At 40.7% G+C, this 20,697-nt stretch carries 16 protein-coding genes and 2 tRNA genes; 11 read left to right on the forward strand and 7 right to left on the reverse strand.

What is annotated here, in order from left to right; translation table 11 throughout:
* Positions 1 to 80 precede the first annotated feature (80 nt).
* The 4 genes from JMW39_RS12640 to JMW39_RS12655 form a co-directional block, all read right to left on the reverse strand.
* The gene (locus JMW39_RS12640; RefSeq protein ID WP_201547062.1) at positions 81 to 1,739 is read right to left on the reverse strand and encodes an ABC1 kinase family protein; all 1,659 of its coding nucleotides are present in this window, start codon (positions 1,737 to 1,739) and stop codon (positions 81 to 83) included.
* 106 nt (positions 1,740 to 1,845) lie between these two features.
* A complete protein-coding gene (locus tag JMW39_RS12645; RefSeq protein ID WP_201547063.1) occupies positions 1,846 to 2,541 on the reverse strand; it encodes an SCP2 domain-containing protein in 696 nt (231 codons plus the stop codon).
* Between the two features lie 171 nt (positions 2,542 to 2,712).
* Positions 2,713 to 3,813, reverse strand: coding sequence for a bifunctional demethylmenaquinone methyltransferase/2-methoxy-6-polyprenyl-1,4-benzoquinol methylase UbiE (gene ubiE, locus JMW39_RS12650; RefSeq protein ID WP_201547064.1), 1,101 nt, complete (start codon positions 3,811 to 3,813; stop codon positions 2,713 to 2,715).
* 103 nt (positions 3,814 to 3,916) lie between these two features.
* The gene (locus tag JMW39_RS12655; protein WP_201547065.1) at positions 3,917 to 4,639 is read right to left on the reverse strand and encodes an FFLEELY motif protein; all 723 of its coding nucleotides are present in this window, start codon (positions 4,637 to 4,639) and stop codon (positions 3,917 to 3,919) included.
* On the opposite strand from JMW39_RS12655, the gene JMW39_RS12660 reads away from it, so the two are divergent.
* The 3 genes from JMW39_RS12660 to JMW39_RS12670 all read left to right on the forward strand — a co-directional run bounded on the left by JMW39_RS12660 (position 4,638) and on the right by JMW39_RS12670 (position 8,926).
* Entirely contained in the window at positions 4,638 to 4,805 is a 168-nt protein-coding gene (locus JMW39_RS12660) for a hypothetical protein (protein ID WP_201547066.1), read from the forward strand. The genes JMW39_RS12655 and JMW39_RS12660 overlap by 2 nt on opposite strands.
* Positions 4,806 to 5,033: 228 nt before the next feature.
* The gene (locus tag JMW39_RS12665) at positions 5,034 to 6,695 is read left to right on the forward strand and encodes an ATPase (RefSeq protein WP_201547067.1); all 1,662 of its coding nucleotides are present in this window, start codon (positions 5,034 to 5,036) and stop codon (positions 6,693 to 6,695) included.
* 623 nt (positions 6,696 to 7,318) lie between these two features.
* Positions 7,319 to 8,926, forward strand: coding sequence for an inorganic phosphate transporter (locus tag JMW39_RS12670; RefSeq protein ID WP_201547068.1), 1,608 nt, complete (start codon positions 7,319 to 7,321; stop codon positions 8,924 to 8,926).
* Positions 8,927 to 9,046: 120 nt separating this feature from the next.
* Here the strand turns inward: JMW39_RS12670 and JMW39_RS12675 are convergent, their stop codons facing one another.
* Entirely contained in the window at positions 9,047 to 10,714 is a 1,668-nt protein-coding gene (locus tag JMW39_RS12675) for an aminotransferase class I/II-fold pyridoxal phosphate-dependent enzyme (RefSeq protein ID WP_413786240.1), read from the reverse strand.
* A 508-nt stretch (positions 10,715 to 11,222) separates the two neighbouring features.
* Between JMW39_RS12675 and msrB the strand changes: the two genes are divergently transcribed.
* The 5 genes from msrB to JMW39_RS12700 all read left to right on the forward strand — a co-directional run bounded on the left by msrB (position 11,223) and on the right by JMW39_RS12700 (position 15,663).
* On the forward strand, positions 11,223 to 11,648 hold the full coding sequence (msrB, locus tag JMW39_RS12680; RefSeq protein ID WP_201547070.1) for a peptide-methionine (R)-S-oxide reductase MsrB: 426 nt from the start codon (positions 11,223 to 11,225) through the stop codon (positions 11,646 to 11,648).
* A 152-nt stretch (positions 11,649 to 11,800) separates the two neighbouring features.
* Positions 11,801 to 12,295 (forward strand): glutathione peroxidase, encoded by a 495-nt coding sequence (locus JMW39_RS12685; protein WP_201547072.1) that lies wholly within the window; start codon positions 11,801 to 11,803, stop codon positions 12,293 to 12,295.
* A gap of 349 nt (positions 12,296 to 12,644) precedes the next feature.
* Positions 12,645 to 12,720 (forward strand) — tRNA-Val (locus tag JMW39_RS12690).
* Between the two features lie 65 nt (positions 12,721 to 12,785).
* Positions 12,786 to 12,862: transfer RNA gene (locus tag JMW39_RS12695), tRNA-Asp, on the forward strand.
* A 323-nt stretch (positions 12,863 to 13,185) separates the two neighbouring features.
* A complete protein-coding gene (locus JMW39_RS12700; RefSeq protein ID WP_227679522.1) occupies positions 13,186 to 15,663 on the forward strand; it encodes a DEAD/DEAH box helicase family protein in 2,478 nt (825 codons plus the stop codon).
* 490 nt (positions 15,664 to 16,153) lie between these two features.
* Here the strand turns inward: JMW39_RS12700 and JMW39_RS12705 are convergent, their stop codons facing one another.
* Both JMW39_RS12705 and JMW39_RS12710 read right to left on the reverse strand, forming a co-directional pair.
* Positions 16,154 to 16,432, reverse strand: coding sequence for a hypothetical protein (locus JMW39_RS12705; protein WP_201547074.1), 279 nt, complete (start codon positions 16,430 to 16,432; stop codon positions 16,154 to 16,156).
* Between the two features lie 226 nt (positions 16,433 to 16,658).
* A complete protein-coding gene (locus JMW39_RS12710; protein ID WP_201547076.1) occupies positions 16,659 to 16,868 on the reverse strand; it encodes a helix-turn-helix domain-containing protein in 210 nt (69 codons plus the stop codon).
* A gap of 136 nt (positions 16,869 to 17,004) precedes the next feature.
* On the opposite strand from JMW39_RS12710, the gene JMW39_RS12715 reads away from it, so the two are divergent.
* From JMW39_RS12715 to JMW39_RS12725, 3 genes are all read left to right on the forward strand, one after another.
* Positions 17,005 to 17,220, forward strand: coding sequence for a hypothetical protein (locus tag JMW39_RS12715; protein WP_021813684.1), 216 nt, complete (start codon positions 17,005 to 17,007; stop codon positions 17,218 to 17,220).
* 2 nt (positions 17,221 to 17,222) lie between these two features.
* The gene (locus tag JMW39_RS12720) at positions 17,223 to 18,398 is read left to right on the forward strand and encodes a site-specific integrase (protein WP_201547078.1); all 1,176 of its coding nucleotides are present in this window, start codon (positions 17,223 to 17,225) and stop codon (positions 18,396 to 18,398) included.
* A 119-nt stretch (positions 18,399 to 18,517) separates the two neighbouring features.
* Positions 18,518 to 20,590: a hypothetical protein gene (locus JMW39_RS12725; protein ID WP_201547080.1), complete on the forward strand. Its 2,073-nt coding sequence runs from the start codon at positions 18,518 to 18,520 to the stop codon at positions 20,588 to 20,590.
* The last annotated feature ends 107 nt before the right edge of the window (positions 20,591 to 20,697 follow it).

Raw genomic sequence — 20,697 nt, forward strand, 5'->3', positions numbered from 1 at the left:
TAAAAGAAATTAGAGCTTATTAAATTTAGGTTTTTTGATAAATATTAAAAGATATTCATTGCCATTAAAAAATCAGCAATCTAAGCTAAAACCCGCCAAATAACGACAACGATAGCTAACAGATAAAAGATAGGCGCAAACCAACCGACTTGTGTCGCAATGGCAATAAATACGGCAAAACCCGAAAGTGCTAGCCAATCACGGCGGCGGTCATTGAGCATGTCGGCGCGAATTTTTTGGATCTCGCGCAGTTGGCTGTCTTGACGCGATCCCTGTGATGCAAGGCTTTGTAAACCTTGATCTAGCAGCTTAGGTATATCAGTGGTTGATAATAAAATCTCTGGCAACTGCTGGCGTAAGTGTTGCAAATTACGCATCGGATCGAGCTGCTCTTTAATCCAGCTACTTAAAATAGGCTTGGCGAGCGACCAGATATCAAGGTCAGGATATAAATCGCGACCTAGTCCTTCGACATGAACCAAGGTTTTAAGTAGTAGCATTAATTGCGGCGGAATACTCATATGGTGGCGGCGAGCAATATCTAAAATTTGCATCAGGACACCAGCAAAGTCGATATCGTTAATAGATTTTTGCAGCATCGGACCGACAGTGCGTTTCATATCGCGCATCAAGGCATGCTTATCGGTATTAGGCGGTATCCATCCAGCACGGCTGACGATATCAACCATCGCCGTGAAGTTATTATTCATCACCGCCAACAGCATGCGCGCGACGATAAGCTGGTCGTCTTTTGACAATGTACCCATGATGGCACAATCAAGCCCGATATAGCGTGGCTCATGACCCAAGTCAACCGCTGTCATATCTGTAGTGAGGGTTTTAACCGGTGGCGTCTCTACAAAGACATTACCCGGATGCATATCGGCATGAAAAAAGTTATCGCGAAATACTTGGGTGAAAAATATCGTTAAGCCTTTTTCTGCCAGTGTCGCACGGTCATAACCCAGCTTATCAAAGACTGCAACCTGCGAGATAGGAACGCCTTGAATGCGCTCCATAACCATGACGTTTTTGGCCGCATCATAGACTTCAGGCACGTACATCAGTTCTGAGCCCAAAAAGTTATTGCGCATCTGGGTGGTATTGTCTGCCTCTAACGTCAAATCCAATTCATTGAGCATGACTTGGCGATAATCTTCGACAATATCGACGATATGTATGGCACGTGCTGCTTCGATACGCGCCGATGCCCAATTGGCAAGCTCACGCAGTAGTTCAAAGTCTGCAACGATGGTGATGCGAATATCGGGGCGAACCACCTTTACCACCACTTCACGACCATCATGTAGAGCCGCCGTATGCACTTGGGCAATAGAAGCCGCCGCTAGCGGTTTGACGTCAAAACGCGCAAACAAAGTCGCAATAGATTGACCAAGACCATGTTTCGGGTCTTGAATTTGGGCAATGGCAACGTCGGGGTCGAAAGGTTTGACCTTATCTTGTAGCTGTACTAATTGCTCGATAATCTCAGGCGGTACTAAATCGCGTCGCGTCGAAAGCAGTTGTCCAAGCTTTAAGAACAGCGTACCCATGTCTTCAAGCGCATACTTAATGGCATTGGGCTGATGTTTTTTACCCCAAGCAGCTGGATGCAAGCGAATTAAACGCGCTAAAGGTTGCAGCTGCGGCGCTTCTTCGACAGAAAGATGGGTATCAATACGATAAGCGGCGGCAATACGCCAAAGATCAAGTAAACGGGCGCGATGAGATAGTAGCATGAGATATAGTTACTCTAAAAAGTCGAAAGTAGGCTGGATGCTATATTTATTAATAACTATTTTTATTTATAGCAAGCGTTTAAAAAATTGTAGCATCTACTTATTATTATCTATTATTGCTTAAACGTGCTTGTTCATCTTTGATAGCCGCAAGCTTAGCTTCTTCACGCTCAATGTCAGCACGTAGTTTTAATAACTGCTGCTTTAGATCATTGACTTCGGCGGCTTCCATCGGGTCAGGAGCAACATTACCCGCTACGTCATTGGCCCAGTCGCTGACATCGTTAAAAGCGCGTTTGGCGTTATGGCGCCAGCTGCCTTTTAGCTGCGAGATGAGCAGATGCAGTTGACTGGCCATCGGCTTACCAATAAAAGGCTCAAGCTGTCCGGCGACATCAGGGTCAAAACCTGCGACCAGCTGTTTCAGCTGCATCAGTACTTTGTAGTCACCAGCGATAGGTAAATTACCCTCTGTGCCGCGCATCAGGTTGAGCAGCTGCGCAGGATTATCAACGCTAATAATGCAATCTGGACGACTATGACCAAGACGCGAACGCTCTAGGCTAGCCTTTTGGCGTTCATTCATATTGCCGCTTGGCTCAAACACACTCTCAGTCATGACCGGCTCAAAGCGCATACGCTCCTCGGTAAATAACACGTCCAAATTCACTTCAGGCGTGCCCATATTTAAACGCAGCACTTTACCCGCAAGTGGTGCCAGACCAGCTTTGGTAATCTCATCGCTAGCAATGGCGATATTAATCAGCTTTTCGGCACCCGCCAAAAGTAAGACAGTCAGCATAAGGCTCTCGCATGTTTGGTTGAGCGCCATAAGCGTGGCGCATATTTACATATTGGCTGTTATGACGATGATTAAACGCCTGCCTAGTGGCAAACGTTCTTACATTATGAATAAGCTTGTTTGTATAAACAGCTTTTAAAACTAATCTCTAAAACTATTCTTTTCTAAAAATTATGCTTTAAAACCACGATGGACAGCGACGATACCAGCTGTCAAGTTATGATAATCACAATTTTCAAAGCCTGCTTGTTGCATCATTTGCTTCAGCGTCTGCTGATCAGGATGCATACGAATCGATTCCGCCAAGTATTGATAGCTTTCTGCATCATTAGCAATCAGCTTGCCCATAATTGGCAAAGCAGTAAACGAATACAAATCATAAGCTTTTGATAATGGCTCAAACACAGGTTTTGAGAATTCCAAAATTAATAAACGACCGCCTGGCTTTAGCACGCGGTACATAGATTTTAAAGCAGCATCTTTGTCCGTAACATTACGCAGACCAAAGCTGATAGTTAGTAGATCAAAGCTATTATCATCAAATGGCGCTAATGTTTCAGCGTTTGCTAAGACAAAATCGACGTTGTTACAGCCAGCATTAATTAAGCGCTCACGACCAACTTCTAACATCGCCGCATTGATATCTGATAACACGACTTTACCGTTGCGACCAACTTCACGGCTGAATACTTTTGCCAAATCACCCGTACCACCAGCGATATCAAGCACATGCTGACCGGCGCGTACACCTGATAAGCTAATCGCATAACGCTTCCATAAGCGATGAATACCAAATGACATTAAGTCATTCATAATGTCGTATTTTTTGGCAACTGAGGTAAAGACATCAGCAACGCGCGCTTGTTTTTCCGCTTTGTTGACCGTCTTATAGCCAAAATGCGTTTCCTCATTGCCATCGGTATCAGGCGTATGCGGATTATTGATGTCATCACGCTGGTTAAATAGCGTTTGCTTGGCAGTATGTGCTTGCGCAGAAGTAGGGTTGGCGCTGTTATTTATCGTGTTTGGCATAGTCGTTTGTTGACCTTGTGGGGTTCCAGTTGGTAAGTCTTGCACTTGAGTAAAGTCATTATTATTGTTATCGACTGCGGCGTTTGCATTAAGCGTCGCACTAGAGCCTTGGTCTTGACGCGCTTTTACTTGAGCAGTGATGTTTTGATTATTGGCGATACTATCTTTGATCAATTTATCTTGCAAATGAGCATGAGAAGTAGCATGAGTTTCAGTATTGTTATTTGAATGATCTGTCATACGATTATCCTATTATTGGTTTTTATAATGGCGTATTTGAGCGCTGTTTAAGCATCATTGAATCACTATACAGCGCCGCTAGCCATGGGCATTATTTACCCTATCATACACCAAACGTTGTTGGCTTACCGCCATTATCATTGTCATGAACCTGGTCATGAACTTCGTCAATAATCTCAAGCTCACGCTCACAAAACGGTTCAATAAAGCTGCTGACACTTTTTAGTGGTTTCATCGCTTTAAAGCCTGAATCGATAAAGTCGTAAAGCGGTTGGAAGTTATGGCGATAAGCCGTGCCTTTCGCGAGACCAAAGGCTTTTTTGAGCATAAACGAGTTCAAATCTTTATCGGTACGATAGCAGACCTCTTTTAGATTGTTAATCTGCACACGGCGCTCATTGGCCTCATCGACAGCGCGGTAAGCGGCGAGCATATTCTCTTCATTAATCGCTAAATCTTGAGCAACCAACCACTCGGCTAAATGTAAATCAAGCTCAATCGCCAAGATAGACGCTTGAATGCCCATGCTGCCCGCTTCTAAAGAAGCTTCTTTGGCAAGGCGCTCTAATTTTTTGGCTTTAGGAAGGATACGTCCTAATTGCTCTGCCAATACTTTAAATTCATCACCACCATATAGTTGCGTTAAAAAATAATCTGCCATCGGTTTGTTTTTTGGTTGTTCAAATAGCGTGCTATGGGTACGTTTGATACGCGCTTGTTGCCATGCTTGCACTTCTTTTAATTTGGTATTTAAGGCAGCATCTTCATGGTGTGGCAGCGCCCAAAAACGGTTTAAGTGCTGTTGTAAATTGGCTAAGGCAGACATGGCAGGTAATCCTATAAAAAGTAAAAATGGCAATCAAATTGATGATAAAAGGGTTGAAATGATACTAAATTCTTGTGCTTGTGGGCAGCTATTAAAGCATGCGCGCAAGATTTTGTTCACCTTAAAAGAAAATACCGCAGAATACAAATGCCAAACTGTTACATAGCAGGGTTATTTACTATATTTACTCAATGCTATGATTAACTGACATAGTGATTTAAGTGCGATAATCAGTGTTGTAAGCAATGTTATAAAAACCAAGCATTTATAAAATAGCTATGTAAATATGAATTTTTTATGCAAAGAAAATAGCGTATAAAAATCATAAACGAGAAATGTATAACATCGCATAAAAAACTATAAAACATTATCTAATAATAAAGCGAGTATGGACATGAGCAAAAAAAATAATATGACTGAAGCAGACGCGCCAGAAGCGGTAAGTGACCAATTTAGTGAGCAAGTCGTCGAGCAGCGTTTAATACCCAATCCGTTAAATATCTTTTCTATGGACAAAGATGCATTGCGATTGGCATTAGTCACTGCCCAATTTGCCTTGCGAGCCACGCGGCAGCAAACATCGCCGACCACCAATAAACCAACCGGGCTATTGGTGCTGGTCAACGGAATGGAGCAGGCGGGCAAGGGCACAGCGGTCACTCAGCTGCGGCAATGGGTGGACCCGCGCTTACTCAAAGTTGAAGCAACGATTGGTGATTGTCCTTTAGAGCATCAGCCGATTTGGCAAGCGCATACCAAGGCGCTGCCGCGTCATGGCGATGTGATGGTGTATTTTGGCAACTGGTATGCCGATTTGCTTTATAACGTCATGCGTATGGCAACGCTAGATGATGAAGATAGTGAGCCTAAAGAAAGTGGGGATAAGAATAATAAGAAGCTAAAAAATAAAGCGTTGCCTATTGCCCAATGGCAAGACTATTTGCAGAAAGAACTGACTAAGCTACAAGCCTTTGAGCAAGACCTTGCTGCTAATCAAACCAAGCTGCTTAAATGCTGGTTTCATGTCGATATCGAAACCTTACAGGCGCGTCTCAACGACAATGAATCTGATCCAGAGTTTTTATATCAAATTGATTGGAAAAGCAAAAAGGTCGTCGACACTTTTAATAAGGTTGCAACGGCTTTATTACGCCAACAGGATGACTGGATTATTATCAACGGTGAGGATAAATCACAAGCGGCTACCCATTTCTGTCATGAAGTATTGCAGGCCATGCAAACAGCACTAGCAAGCAGTAAAGCAGCAAGCAGTAAAGCAGGAATTAAGAATATAAAAAAGGTAGCAAAATTTGAGCCTGTAAAAATACCTAAAACTTTGATAAATATTGACGATACTGAGATAGATAAGTCTGACTATCATGAAGCACTTGCCGAAAAACAAGCACGCCTTGCTGAATTGCTGCGTGCGCGCAAAGGTCGGCATGTGGTCTTTGCCTTTGAAGGGATGGATGCAGCAGGCAAAGGCGGGGCTATCAAAAGACTGGTTGCGCCACTCGATCCACGCGAGTATCAGATTTATAATATCGGCGCACCCATGCTGTATGAATTACAGCATCCATATTTATGGCGTTTTTGGACCAAACTGCCCAATGAGCAAACCGATCGTATCAGCCGTATTGCTATCTTTGATCGTACTTGGTACGGAAGGGTATTGGTCGAACGTATCGAGGGCTTTGCGACTGATGCAGAATGGCAGCGCGCTTATACTGAAATCAATCGTTTTGAGGCAGATTTAGTAGACGCTGGCACCATAGTCATCAAATATTGGCTCGCTATTGATAAAAAAGAGCAGCTCAAACGCTTTGAGGCGCGTGAAGAGACGCCGCATAAGCAATTTAAGCTGACCGATGATGATTGGCGCAATCGTGATAAATGGTCAGATTATGTGCAATCGGCGGCTGATATGCTGGCACGCACTCATACAGACGATGCCCCTTGGTGTGTTATTACGACCAATGGAAAGCAGCAAGCGCGTTTGGATGTGTTGGACCATGCGATTCAGCAGCTATCTTCCGCACTATCTAAGAGTGAGTAGCGTGTCGATTGCTATTGTCACCAAAGTAGGCACAATTGTTCCTACTAATAAATCGCTACGGTGGTTTTTTGACCCAGAGAATCTATGAAATGTAACAACAATTTTTCACTAAATTTATCGCTTTTCTAAGCTAAATATTTACAGTTACAAATCTCGCAATATCATCATGCATTATGTGTCTATATTTAATATAATAGGCGCGTAATGACTTCTACTTTTTACTGAAAAAGCGGAATCATCGGATAGGGCATTTTTATATAAACGCCTTAATCATTAGCAACAAATTTTTCATCACCAACGCTATCACTATAAAACCTAAGCCGCAAGCTGCTGTAATCGGACGATTTGGCAATACTACTTGCGGCTTTATGGCATTTTATGTGATGGGTTTTTTACCTCATGTTTTTATCATGGGTGATATATCAACAAGATATGACAGGCCAATGATTCAAACCAGTGTTTTAAAATAGTATTTCAATAAACAAGTTCAAAAAACAGTGTTTCAAAAACACGTTGCGTACACGCTATCATAATGTTGGGTGGTGAAAAAAACATCATCCCTAGCGCCGCAATGTCATCAATCACCTATAATTTCAATCAGCTTACGCAGGACGTATCAACGTATGGGTATTAGCAGCAGTTCTACAGGACCAACCAAAGCAGTCGGTTCTATGAGAATCAATCTATTTTTTGCCATTTTACTGATTGCGATGACCGCTTACTTTTTGTGGTGGGGTCTAGATTACACCATGCATCAGCAGACGACGCTATTTATCGTAGCGACGGCTTTTGGTGTGTTTATGGCATTCAACATCGGTGGTAATGACGTCGCCAACTCCTTTGGTACCTCAGTGGGTGCAGGGACGTTGACGATTCCGCAAGCCTTGGGTATTGCGGCCATATTTGAAGTATCGGGCGCGGTGCTAGCAGGCGGTGAGGTTACCGATACCATTCGTAGCGGCATCGTTGATTTAGATGGTCTATCGGTATCGCCCAACCAGTTTATTTATGTCATGCTTTCAGCGCTTATCGCTGCTGCGTTTTGGTTATTGTTTGCGACCAAAAAAGGTCTGCCAGTTTCGACCACTCACGCCATTATCGGCGGTGTCGTTGGTAGCTCTGTAGTATTGGGTATCACCTTAGGTGGTACTGAAATGGCGCTATCGACGGTAAATTGGGGTACGATTGGCACGATTGCTATCTCTTGGGTTATATCACCGCTACTCGGTGGCTTATTTTCCTACCTTTTATATGGTCAGATTAAGAAAAATATCATTGAATATAACGATAGAACCGAGGCACACATTGCGACCCTAAAAGGTGATAAAAAAACGCTAAAGCAAAATCACAAAGATTATCTGGATAGTCTGACCGAATCAGAACAACTGGCTTATACCTCAGCGATGTTACGTGATCAAGAAATTTATAAAGATGATGATTGTGATGTTGAAGATTTAGAAACCGACTATTACAAACAGCTTTATGAAATTGAAAATGAGCGCAGCAACCTCGATACCTTAAAGGCATTAAAGCAATGGGTACCTATCATTGCGGCTGCAGGCGGCGCGGTCATGGCTTCTTTGGTCATCTTTAAAGGTCTGAAGAATGTCAATAATGGTATGACGACGCTGCAAGGCTTCTTAATCATGGGCATGATCGCGGCGCTGGTTTGGCTTGCGACCTATATCTATACCAAGAGTATCCGCGGTAAGCATAAAGAAGATTTGACCAAAGCCACCTTTATTATGTTTAGCTGGATGCAAGTCTTTACCGCCTCTGCTTTTGCCTTTAGTCATGGCTCAAACGATATTGCTAATGCTGTCGGTCCTTTTGCGGCGATTATGGACGTTATCCGTACCAATAGTATTGCTACCGAAGCGGCAGTACCGCCCGCGGTGATGCTGACCTTTGGTGTGGCGTTGATCGTTGGTCTTTGGTTCATCGGTAAAGAAGTCATTCAAACCGTCGGTACCAATTTGGCAAAAATGCATCCGGCTTCTGGCTTCTCAGCGGAATTGGCTGCTGCTGCTGTGGTTATGGGCGCTTCGACCATGGGTCTGCCAGTATCGAGTACGCATACCTTGGTCGGCGCAGTACTTGGCATCGGTATTGTCAATAGAGATACCAATTGGGCACTGATGAAACCTATCGGTTTGGCATGGATAATTACTCTTCCTGCAGCAGCGGCAATGTCTGCAATCAGTTATATTATTTTGGTCAATATCTTTTAAAACGTATGCTTATTAAGGTTTTTACTTAAGTCTTATTTAAAGTTATTTATAAGCACGTTTCAAATAAAAAACGCTTATCAGCCTTATGCCGATAAGCGTTTTTTTATGATTTTTGAATTTTTATTCAGTACCAAACTGCTTACGTTTTTTGGCAAAAAAGCGGTCCAATCTATCCATGGCATCTTCTAAATCGTGTAGATTAGGCAAAAAAACCAAACGGAAATGGTCGGGTGCATCCCAGTTAAAGCCCGTGCCTTGTACCAGTAAGACGTTTTCTTCGACCAATAAATCCATCATAAACGCCATATCATCTTCGATAGGGTAAACGGCAGGATCCATTTTTGGGAAGCAATAAAACGCCCCTTGTGGCATCGTGCAAGAAATACCTTTAATCGCATTGAGGCGTGAGACCGCCATTTCGCGCTGCTTATAGAGACGGCCTTTTTTAGAGGTCAAATCCTTCATGCTTTGATAGCCGCCCATCGCCGTCTGAATCGCATATTGCCCTTGGACGTTTGAACATAGACGCATAGATGCCAACATATCTAAGCCTTCGATAAAGTCAGCAGCATGGTGTTTTTTACCAGAAACCATCATCCAGCCGGCACGGAAACCGGCGATACGGTGCGACTTTGATAAACCATTGTAAGACAGCACAAGTACATCATCAGTCAAGGTGCTCATCGGCGTATGCTCCATATCATCATAGAGAATACGGTCGTAAATCTCATCGGCCATGATGATTAAATCGTGCTCTTTTGCCACTTCGATAATCTGCAGCAGCAATTCATCACTATACAGCGCACCGGTTGGATTATTGGGGTTAATAACCACGATGCCTTTGGTTTTAGGGGTAATTTTAGATTTGATGTCTTCGATATCAGGATGCCAATTGTCGTCTTCATTACAGCGATAATGTACCGCGGTACCGCCTGCTAAGTTGGCCGCTGCCGTCCAAAGCGGATAATCAGGCATTGGCACAAGGACTTCGTCACCATCATTCATGAGCGCCTGCATGGTCATAACAATCAGCTCAGAGACGCCATTACCCAAATACACGTCGCGTACATCAACAGCAGATAGCAGGCCTTTTGATTGATAATATTGCAAGACTGCTTTACGAGCGGCAAAAATACCTTGTGAGTCTGAATAACCCGTCGCTTCTGGCAGGTTCATCGCCACATCACGCAAAATCTCATGCGGTGCTTCAAGACCGAAAGGGGCAGGGTTACCAATATTAAGCTTTAAAATACGTTTACCTTCGGCTTCCATTTTATTCGCCGTTTGCAGCAGAGGACCGCGAATATCGTAGCAAACGTTTTGTAATTTATCGGATTTTTTTATTGTGTTCATAGAGTGACCACTCATAGGGTTGTTTTGTGAATGTGGCGCTGCTTGATTTTTTATTGGTTGAGCGGCGTTAACTTGTTTGCTAGATACTGCATTTTTATTACGAGCATTTATGCTTTGAGTTGAATCTGGGTTGCTAGTAATGTTGCTCTCGATGTCGATGTTGATATCAATATTAGCTTCATGTTGCAGCTCACCACGCAATAGATAGCCTTCGCTACAACCTAAGAGTCGTGCAAGAGTAGGTAGCTTCGATGATACGATGCCATTGGTTCCGCGCTCCCAGTTAGAAATAGCCCCGCGACTGACCTTTGCGCCTGCTGCGGTCATCGCTTGCGCCAATTGCTCGGCAGTCATGCCCTTATCGCGGCGCAATTGTACTAATCGTTCGGCTTGCGTGCCTTTACTAGCTTGTGACTCTTTGCTGTCAGCCATCATTATTTATACCTTTTATTAACCAATCAATGCGTTTGTAATAGCAGACGACTAATAGAGTGATTAGCCATAAACCATTACTAATGCAAGATATTATTGCAAATAACCTTATAATGCAAGTATTAGGATGGATATCAACAAATTAGTTTTTAATTTATAGAAAAATGCAAGAATAACTTGCAAAGACAACTCTAATCAGTCTTTTAGCTATCTTTCTTGATGATTAAGTAAGCAGGTATAGAAACCCAATAAAATTACAACTTTACTTATTTAATCGGCAAAATAATTTGTTATATTTTACTTCTCTATCTCTTATTCAGTTTCTCAAAACCTTAGGCTTTCAGCTGGTAGATTGAGCAGTTTTATAATAATGACCTTGAATAGTCAGCCGATAAGCAGCAGATAAAGATCATCGTTTTTATAAAAACGAACGATAAATTTTTGCTATTAGATGACGTAAAACAAATGAGATAACCAATCATTTCATCCAAACATTCCATAAGGATATACGATGCAAGACAACCAATTAAGCAAAGAAGAAATCAGCCAGTTGACCGAAGCGGACTGGAAAGAGCGCTTGAGTGCCGATGAGTATCATGTGATGCGTGAGAAGGGCACAGAGCGTCCATTTACTGGCGTCTATAATGATATCAATGATAAAGGTATCTATCGCTGTAAAGGCTGCGGTGCAAGCTTGTTTGAGTCGGACAGTAAGTTTGACGCAGGTTGCGGCTGGCCAAGCTTCGACCAAGGTATCGATAATGGTGCCATCGATGAGCATGTTGATGACTCGTTGGGCATGCGCCGTACCGAAGTAACGTGCAGCAATTGCGGCGCGCATTTGGGTCACGTATTTCCTGATGGACCTCGTGAGACTACTGGCATGCGCTACTGCATCAACTCTTTATCTATTGATTTGGATAAAACTGAAGAATAAATGTCAATATAGTCAGTAGTTTGGCTAAAATCAGTATTTTAGTTAAAGTTAGACTGAGAAGAGGGAAGTACGTGGTGCTTCCTTTTTTCTTATAAACCTGCAAATTTCTTATAAACCTGAAAACAATAAAACAATTAATTTAAGGATGAATGATGAGCACTATTTATGATTTTACCGCTGAACGTATGGACGGCACCTCGCAAGCCTTTGCCGATTATAAAGGCAAAGTGTTATTAATCGTCAATACCGCTAGCAAATGTGGCTTTACGCCGCAGTTTGAAGGTCTAGAGGCGTTGTATCAACAATATAAAGATCAAGGACTGGTGGTGATCGGTTTTCCTTGTAACCAGTTTGGCGCTCAAGACCCTGGCAGTAATGAAGAGATTGGCGCATTTTGTCAAAAGAATTATGGCGTCAGCTTTCCGATGATGGCGAAGGTTGATGTCAATGGTAAAGATGCTCATCCTATTTTTGAGTGGTTAAAGGAAGAGAAGGGCGGTATGCTGAGCATGCTGACAGACGGCATCAAATGGAACTTTACTAAGTTTTTAATTGGTTCAGATGGACAAGTGATTGATCGTTATGCGCCAACTACCAAGCCTGAAGCGCTTAAATCCGATATTGAGCAAGCGCTAGCAGGGAAATAGAGAATAAGCTGCAAAAATCATTGGTTTTGTATAAAATATAAAGCCAATGAAAACAGAGGCTTGCCTATAGAATTGATAAATTCAGGAAAAATTCGTAAGAAAAGGGCAAATAGTGTTTGACAGCCATGTGTAAATCTATATAATACACACCCACAGAGCGAGGCTTTATTTAGTTCTCTTCTGTTGGAAGTTATTCAAAGGGTGACAACTTTGAATGTTAAAACTTTCAGGAAATCCTATTTAAAGGATTTCAGTAATACCTAGTTTGGATGCGTAGTTTCCTAGAATTTACGACAATGTAAATTCTGTTACGCTCGGACGAAGCAGTGCTTCGTTTTATCCTCGCTCAGGGTGATTAGCTCAGTTGGTAGAGCGTCTGCCTTACACGCAGAATGTCGGCGGTTCGAATCCGTCATCACCCACCACTATTTAGTATAGTGCTACTCTTAAGTAGTAGGCTAAGTGGTTAAATAAACTAAGTATGACCTAAGCAGCGGTAGTTCAGTTGGTTAGAATACCGGCCTGTCACGCCGGGGGTCGCGGGTTCGAGTCCCGTCCGCTGCGCCATATTTAAAACTTAGTTTTAATACAAAAGTTTCAACCTCAAGCATTAGATTGTTTGAGGTTTTTTTGTGTCTGGATTTCCTCTTAAACTCTTTCTTTATAAGGGTTGGACACTTTCTCTCTATTTATCTTTACCAAATGATCTACCCTTTAACAATGCATGAATGATAAGTTTTTGCGCATGATCTCTATCTCTTGAAAGTTAGTGACCAAGTACTCGGTGACCAAACGGTGACCATTTTGTGACCAAGATTATTAAAAGTTGGTTGTGGCAACTAATCCATACAATTTATACTTATCGATAAGCTCAGTAGCTTAAATTAACTGTGCTAGGCGCTTACGCGGTATCTACAGCGGCGACTCATTATCTATCGCAAGATTTCCCCATTGTATTATGGCTAGTACCTACTACTACTATTCAGCAGCAGACCGTCTCGGCTCTCAAGAGCAACCCAGACTATACTGATCATTTAAACCGCGCCTTTGCCAATCAAGTCAGTGTCTACGATATCGCTGATGTCAATCAAATCCGTGCGCAAGATATTGGCAATAAAACAATTATAGTCGTCTCTACGATTGCCAATTTACGAGTAACTAAAACGTCTGATCGCAAGGTCTATCAGTATCATGAGGACTTTGGACCGCACTTTGCCAAACTAAGTCGTCAACATCCTTTTTATGACAAGCTTGAGACCGTCAGTGAAGATGATGTCTCTGAAAACGGTTTGACCGTCAATGATATTGGTAAGATAAAGTACTCTTTTGCCAACCTATTGGCGCTGTACAACCCTCTAGTCATCGTTGATGAAGCCCATAATGCTAGGACGTCATTAACCTTTGACACTCTGAAACGTGTGCATCCTGCAGCTATTATCGAATTTACTGCTACTCCTAATACATCAACGACCAATGGTAGCAATATTTTATATCATGTCTCAGCGGCGCAACTAAAAGCTGAAGAAATGATAAAACTCCCTATTATTTTGACCGAGCATATTAATGGTTGGGAAGAAGCGGTACGTGATGCGGTTTTAACACGCGCTAGATTAGCGCTTAAAGCACAAAAAGATATCGACTATATACGTCCTATCGTCCTACTGCAGGCAGAGAATAAGAACGGCAAGGTAACGGTTGAGGTACTCAAAAAGTGTCTAATTGAAGATCATGGCATTACTGAGGATAAAATTGCGGTAGCCACAGGGACACAGCGAGAGCTAGATGGCATTGATCTTTTTGATCCTAACTGTCCTATCGAGTACATCATTACTATAGAAGCTTTAAAAGAAGGCTGGGATTGCTCATTTGCCTACGTATTTTGTTCAGTCAAACAGGTGTCTTCTAGCAAAGATGCTGAGCAGCTATTGGGGCGTGTATTGCGAATGCCTTATGCAAAGCGCCGTGTGATAGAAGACTTAAATAGAGCTTACGCCCATTTGGCCACCACAAGTTTGGCACAGGCAGCAAAGGAGCTAACAGATAAACTTATCTCAATGGGTTTTGAAGAGTTGGAGGTAGCCACGTTCCTTCGACAGCAAGATGCCAATCAAGGTGATTTATTTGGTCAGGTAGATAAAGATGACGCTGTAAACTCGAGACCTAAGTTGACACCACCTTCTCTGATGGTTGAGGTGCAGGATACGATAGATACTACCGAGCTATCAGAAGAAGAACGCAGTAGCATTAAAATATCTGAGGTAGATGGTCGCCAAGTAGTTACGGTTACGGGTAAAATCTCAGAGCCGTTGAAAAAAGCCATTACCAAAGTGGCCGTTGAAGATAAAAAAGAGATTGAGACTTCAGTTGATAGGCATAACCTTAGTGTACATGCCGCTTTGTCACCAGCAGAGAATGGAGTGAAGTTTGCCCCATTACCAAGATTGTGTGTCATGGTTCAGGGTGAGCTTGAACTGGTTGAGAAAGAGGTATTCTTGGATGTATCAGGTTGGAATCTATTGGATTATCCAGCTAAGCTCGACTACCAGCCCACTGAAGAGACGACAAGCTTCCTAGTCGATGTAGAAGGCAAAAAAGTTAAATATAACCTTGCTCATGAGTCACAAACTTTAAATCTAAATCTGGCTCATACCGAAGTAACTCAAGATGAGCTTATAGGCTGGCTAGACCATGAATGTCGACAAAGTGATGTCACTCAGCGTGAAATGACGAGTTTCTTAACTAAGGTAATCAACCAATTACTGCAAATACCGTCACTGACACTCACTACTCTCATACGTAATAAGTATCCACTTGCTCGTTCTATACAGGAGCTGGTATCTGCATATAGACAGCAAGCAATGACTAAAGGGTATCAGCAAACTTTATTCGCAAGCGATGCTGACGTGCTTACGACTTACGATTTTAGTTACGAGTTTAAAGCAGATAATTATCCAACGCGACCACCTTACTATTCAGGTAGTTATGCGTTTGACAAACATTATTATCCGCAAATCGAAGACATGAAATCTTCAGGTGAAGAGTTTGATTGTGCTCAGACTATTGATCTACTACCTCAAGTAAAGCATTGGGTGAGAAATCTAGTTAGACGAGGAGAAGCTTCGTTTAGCTTGCCACTGGCACATACCAACTTTTATCCTGATTTTATCGTTGAATTGCAGGACGGTCGTATCTTGGTGGTGGAATATAAAGGCAAGCCTTACGAAACCAATGATGATTCAGCAGAGAAACGCATGGTAGGAGAACTTTGGGCAAGTCATAGCCAGGGTCAATGCTTATTCTTAATGGCAGTTAAAAAAGACGATAAAGGTCAAGACGTGCGCCAGCAGATACTTAATTTGATTAATTAAACGAAAGGCAATCTCTGTACTTCGTATTATGCCTAGTCTGTAAATATCTTTGATATTATTAATTCTTATTTTAATAAACGATATAAAAACAAAAAGCCAGATAGTTGAACTATCTGGCTTTTGAGTATAATTAAATTCTTACCTACCAACTATAAGCTGCCCACCGGAAAAGCTAATACATGATTCACAGAACCAAGATGATTGTTTTCTGATATAAGGTATATCCGCTGGTACATCAAGTTGATACGGCCGTCCACAGTACTCACAGTGAACATCATCTAAGTAAGCCTGGCACTCCGCTAATACGCCAAACAAAATATGATAATCGATATGGTATTGTCTGCAGAGTATTTCTATATACTCTACATACCGCCCATCATGCCCGTATGCCCAATAGTCTTCACATAGCTGTATGTCGGACTGATCTACATAAGGGCTAAAAATAAGTTTTAAGCTCATGGTTATCTCCAAACCAAGTAGTTGACGTTAATCACAACGAATAAGGGACATCGTAGTGATTCATAATGGCCAAAAATTTGGTCTCAAGATCCGTTAAGGTATAACGGTTCAGCGCTAATCCTTCATTTAGCTCTCGTTGCACCCATATCCTAACCGCTTCATCATTATAAAATATCGGATTGACGCCTAGCATCTTTGCTAACTGTGAACCCTGTTGTATTTGCAGGTTTACCATAAGTTTGGTAGATAGCGATATCGCTTCGGCGCTTAGCCAAATTGAAGCATGCGGCGGTTTAATAAATGTGTTCATGTATAGTCTCCTATAGATTAATATTCATTTCTGTTATTCGTAATGACTTTCTACAGATTAAATTATACATACATTTTGAGCTATTGCAACTTAAAATAGCCTTCTATAGAGCTTTTTGTTACTTAATAGAACCTTTAACTTATTTGAGAGCTATAGTTTGCTGCGTATTATTTGGCGTAATAACTGATAAGCGCAGTATTATCTTGTGTTCTAAAAGGAGGAAAGTTTATTGTCCTTCCTTAACTATCTCATAAAGGTCGCCCACTTCAATATCCAAATATAAACATAGCTTCTCTACAACCTCTAGATCCACTCTTGTCGCTTCTTCGTTATACATACGTGTGATTGTGCCTCTATTTACATCCGTGTCCCTAGACACATCAGCAATCTTTAACCTTTTTTCACCCATAATTCTAGATAAATTACACTTCACCATAACCTCCTCCATAATAAAATAACCTACTGTAGATAAAAATGTCTTGCAAAAGATTATTTTTAGTGTAAATTATGTTCTATAGCAGGTCATAAAGCTATCAGATAATAACACTTTAATCTTTAGTAAGGATTTTACTATGAGTTATACCTATTTAACAACTGAAGAGCTGTCACAACGCATTAAATATGACAGCAAGACTATACGCAATCAACTTAAGGATGCAGTATTCATTGAGGGCGTTCATTACATCAAACCATTTGGTGGCCGCAAGATTCTTTTTATATGGCAAAAGATTGAAGAACTCATGCTGACAGGCTATGACGATAACATTCCGTTTGCAGCGGGAGCATAATCATGGCGAGTATCAATAGCCGAAATGGCAAATTATATGTGGATTTTCGATATATAGGCCAGCGCTGTAGAGAGCAAACCTTATTAACAGACACTAAGCCCAATCGCAAGCGCCTAGAAAACTTCGTTAGCAGAATGGAAGCTGACATTCAATTGGGGAGTTTTCGGTATGAAAACTATTTTCCACAAAGTAAAAAGCTTGAGCAGTTTCAAAGCTTAGAGCTTATGAGGTCAACGAATAGCCATAAGAACTCAAACTCAGGCTTTGATAGTTTTAGCAAAGTTTGGTTAGAGGAGAAAAAGCCGGAATGGCGGGACTCTCAAATAAGTAATGTAGAGGATATATTTAGAATTTATCTACTTCCTCATTTTAGCAATGTACCGCTAAATACCATTAGCAAAGCTAAAATCATGACTTTTCGAGGCAAGTTAGTCAAAGATGGTAATAACGGACGAACTTTATCAGCGTCTCGCATTAATCATATCATGACGCCATTACGTATGGTGCTGACCGAAGCCTCTGAGCGTTTTAATTTTGACAGCCCTTGGAAGAATATAAAACCACTCAGTGAGCCTAAAAGTAATGTCAGCCCTTTTACCCTAGAAGAGGTCATGCTCATTATCAATAATGTGAGAGCAGATTATAAGCCTTACTATATCGTACGCTTCTTTACAGGTATGCGTACAGGTGAGATTGACGGCTTACCTTGGAGAAATTTAGATTTTGAGCGCCGACAAATCATCGTTGATCAGGCAGTCGTTAATGGTGTCATAGGCGAAACTAAAACCTCAGGTTCGAATCGTATCATTCAGATGAACCAACTGGTTTATGATGCATTAATTGGTCAGCAGAAACTAACTAAACATCAAAGTGAGTTCGTGTTCTGCACAAAAGCGGGTACTCCTTTGAATCATCGTAATGTGACAAAGCGAGTTTGGTATCCGTTACTACGATATTTAGAGCTTGATAAACGTAATCCTTATCAAAGTAGACATACTGCTGCGACGCTTTGGCTTGCTGCTGGTGAGTCGCCTGAGTGGATTGCTGCCCAAATGGGTCATAGCAACACGAAAATGCTATTCACAGTGTATTCGCGATATGTGCCGAACCTAACTCGTCAAGACGGAAGTGCGCTGGATAAGCTTTTGAAAGACCGAGGTATACTACAAAACGTATGAAAAAGCCTATATTTAACAAAAAGACATCCAAACAGGTGTCTTTTTTTTTGTATTAACGCTGGATGGTTTAAATGAACGGAGCTACAGTTATATAAATGGCTTGTAACGGTTGCAGAATAATGGCTAATGAAAGTAATATCTCTAATAATATTAAGGATTGGCTAAAGACACATATCCTTGATTTCGCCGATACCAACAAGGTTGAAGGCTTAATAGTTGAGTTGAAATTTCTAATTGATATCTTACCTAAGCAGTATAGATTAGAGTTGCATAGTGAGTGTCATGTTCTATTTGAGTGGATAAAAACAAATTCCATAAATAGTACTTTGACAGAGTTGGAAAAATTAGAAATCTACAAAAACGGAATAAATCACAAGATTTTTCTAAAACATATTAAAAAACCTCATCAAAACATGAAAGAGTTATATCTAATTACTTTTCTAGTAAACCGTGCAGAGTCTTCTAAAGTAAACGTTATTCGCGCCCTTTACTTTTTTCTATGCCTAAGAATGAATGTGCTAACGGACTATGATAGTCGAATTGAAACTACACTTGATGAGTGCAGGTTTTTGACCAATAAAACTCGCGAATTTCTAATTCCGTTTTTACCTGATGTAAATGAATATAGCTCTATGCAGGATTTATTAAGTGCATTTGAGTCAATTCAGTCAGAAAACCTATATGAAGAATGGTTAAAATCAGACGACAAGGAATTAGAAGGGTTTGTAGAAAAAATTCGTAGAAAATTGCATCAAGACGAAAAGGATCAAGAATGGACTGATAATGAGCTCGTTAATTACCGATTATGTAAGCACCTTTATGAATTTATTTTACCACTCGAAAATATACTACTCAAAAAATCAGGGATTACTCGAAACGTATCTCGATCAGGAAAGCCTACTGTTATATCATCGGATACTTTTGTTGATGAAGCAACAGGAGATAGCACCTCAACAATCTATAGCGTAAATATAATACCAAATGAAGATCAAACTCTAGAAACCTTTGAAGCTGATGAACGGCAAGACGACGATATTGAAGCGGTATTTGAAGTCTCACTTGATAGGCCAATATCTTATCATTTGGACATTGTGAATGCCCAACAACAAGTAAATATGCGACGTAAACGCTCTATGTTATTAAATACAGATGTGCAGGTAGCTAAAAGTTCAGAGATAAAGATATTGTTTAATGAGTTATTTATAGTTCTAGAAAATTGTAATGTTGATTATTCAACCAATAGTAACACTACTAATAAGCTAACTATCGAAGAAATGGAGGCAGTATATATATTGATGACTTTGCTTACTGGGAGTAGTGAATATATTCAATACAATGGTATAAATAAAATAAATGAGTATTACGATCGACATTGTATTGAGTTCAATTTTTCACCAGCAAGATCAGTGTTAGAGCGACAATATAGCAGTGATCTATCAGCAGTTAGTAGTGATAAGCTAGAGTTAACTTTACCAATAGCAGTAGCAGTTTTGATAAAGAATATGCAAAAATATATTGTTGGTACAAAAAGAGAAAAGAAAAGGTTTTTTAGTGAACTTGAAAAATTATCTGAAAATAGAGTTCGGAAAATTAATAAGAAAAATAATATTCGGTTATCATTGAATAAACTGAGAACTTACTTAAAACATGTGCTTTTTCATTCAGGTACAGATACAGCTGTCGTTGATATTATAACCCTTTCTCCTATACATCACCTATCTGCTTTACCATATTTCAGCATCACGAAAGCTGATATATATTATGCGCAATATCACTACTATGACCATCTTAAAGAAATATTATTTTTGGAACCTAGAGTTTCATTAGGAAAAAACTTAATAGATAATAATAAGCTCTCAAAGATTAACTTAGTTAATTTTCCAGATGACAGGCACATCTATAAAGCAGGGTTACTAATGGGAACAAAACTAGCCCTTCTAAGCTCTAAAATTAAATCAGAACTAGTGCTTCCTATCATTAATGAGCTCAAAACCTTAAGATATCATAAGGAGTTCACTATAATAAATTTTATAGATTTTCATAACAAATTGATGGATTACTTATATATTATGTTGGGTTTATCATCTGGTTATCGTCCCGTTATTGAGACATTTGGGCGTCTAAAAGATATCGATATTGATACAGGTATGTATTTTATTTCGGATAAAGAAAATATAGTCAGTTCTTTTTAAATAAGATACAATCGTTTTAAAACAAGCGAAATGGCAGAAGAACAAATGACCTATTCAGCAGATTTTCGAGCACAAGTGATTAGAAGTGTCAAAAACAAAGACATGAG

This window comes from Psychrobacter immobilis (genome assembly GCF_904846175.1).
Taxonomy (GTDB): Bacteria; Pseudomonadota; Gammaproteobacteria; order Pseudomonadales; family Moraxellaceae; genus Psychrobacter; species Psychrobacter immobilis_E.

Excerpts from the sequence above, each read along its gene's own strand:
- JMW39_RS12640 (WP_201547062.1), bottom strand. The coding sequence starts at position 1,739 with ATGCTACTATCTCATCGCGCCCGTTTACTTGATCTTTGGCGTATTGCC.
- JMW39_RS12645 (WP_201547063.1), bottom strand. The coding sequence starts at position 2,541 with ATGCTGACTGTCTTACTTTTGGCGGGTGCCGAAAAGCTGATTAATATC.
- ubiE (WP_201547064.1), bottom strand. The coding sequence starts at position 3,813 with ATGACAGATCATTCAAATAACAATACTGAAACTCATGCTACTTCTCAT.
- JMW39_RS12660 (WP_201547066.1), top strand. The coding sequence starts at position 4,638 with ATGGCAGGTAATCCTATAAAAAGTAAAAATGGCAATCAAATTGATGAT.
- JMW39_RS12655 (WP_201547065.1), bottom strand. The coding sequence starts at position 4,639 with ATGTCTGCCTTAGCCAATTTACAACAGCACTTAAACCGTTTTTGGGCG.
- JMW39_RS12665 (WP_201547067.1), top strand. The coding sequence starts at position 5,034 with ATGAGCAAAAAAAATAATATGACTGAAGCAGACGCGCCAGAAGCGGTA.
- JMW39_RS12670 (WP_201547068.1), top strand. The coding sequence starts at position 7,319 with ATGGGTATTAGCAGCAGTTCTACAGGACCAACCAAAGCAGTCGGTTCT.
- JMW39_RS12675 (WP_413786240.1), bottom strand. The coding sequence starts at position 10,714 with ATGATGGCTGACAGCAAAGAGTCACAAGCTAGTAAAGGCACGCAAGCC.
- msrB (WP_201547070.1), top strand. The coding sequence starts at position 11,223 with ATGCAAGACAACCAATTAAGCAAAGAAGAAATCAGCCAGTTGACCGAA.
- JMW39_RS12685 (WP_201547072.1), top strand. The coding sequence starts at position 11,801 with ATGAGCACTATTTATGATTTTACCGCTGAACGTATGGACGGCACCTCG.
- JMW39_RS12705 (WP_201547074.1), bottom strand. The coding sequence starts at position 16,432 with ATGAACACATTTATTAAACCGCCGCATGCTTCAATTTGGCTAAGCGCC.
- JMW39_RS12710 (WP_201547076.1), bottom strand. The coding sequence starts at position 16,868 with ATGGTGAAGTGTAATTTATCTAGAATTATGGGTGAAAAAAGGTTAAAG.
- JMW39_RS12715 (WP_021813684.1), top strand. The coding sequence starts at position 17,005 with ATGAGTTATACCTATTTAACAACTGAAGAGCTGTCACAACGCATTAAA.
- JMW39_RS12720 (WP_201547078.1), top strand. The coding sequence starts at position 17,223 with ATGGCGAGTATCAATAGCCGAAATGGCAAATTATATGTGGATTTTCGA.
- JMW39_RS12725 (WP_201547080.1), top strand. The coding sequence starts at position 18,518 with ATGGCTAATGAAAGTAATATCTCTAATAATATTAAGGATTGGCTAAAG.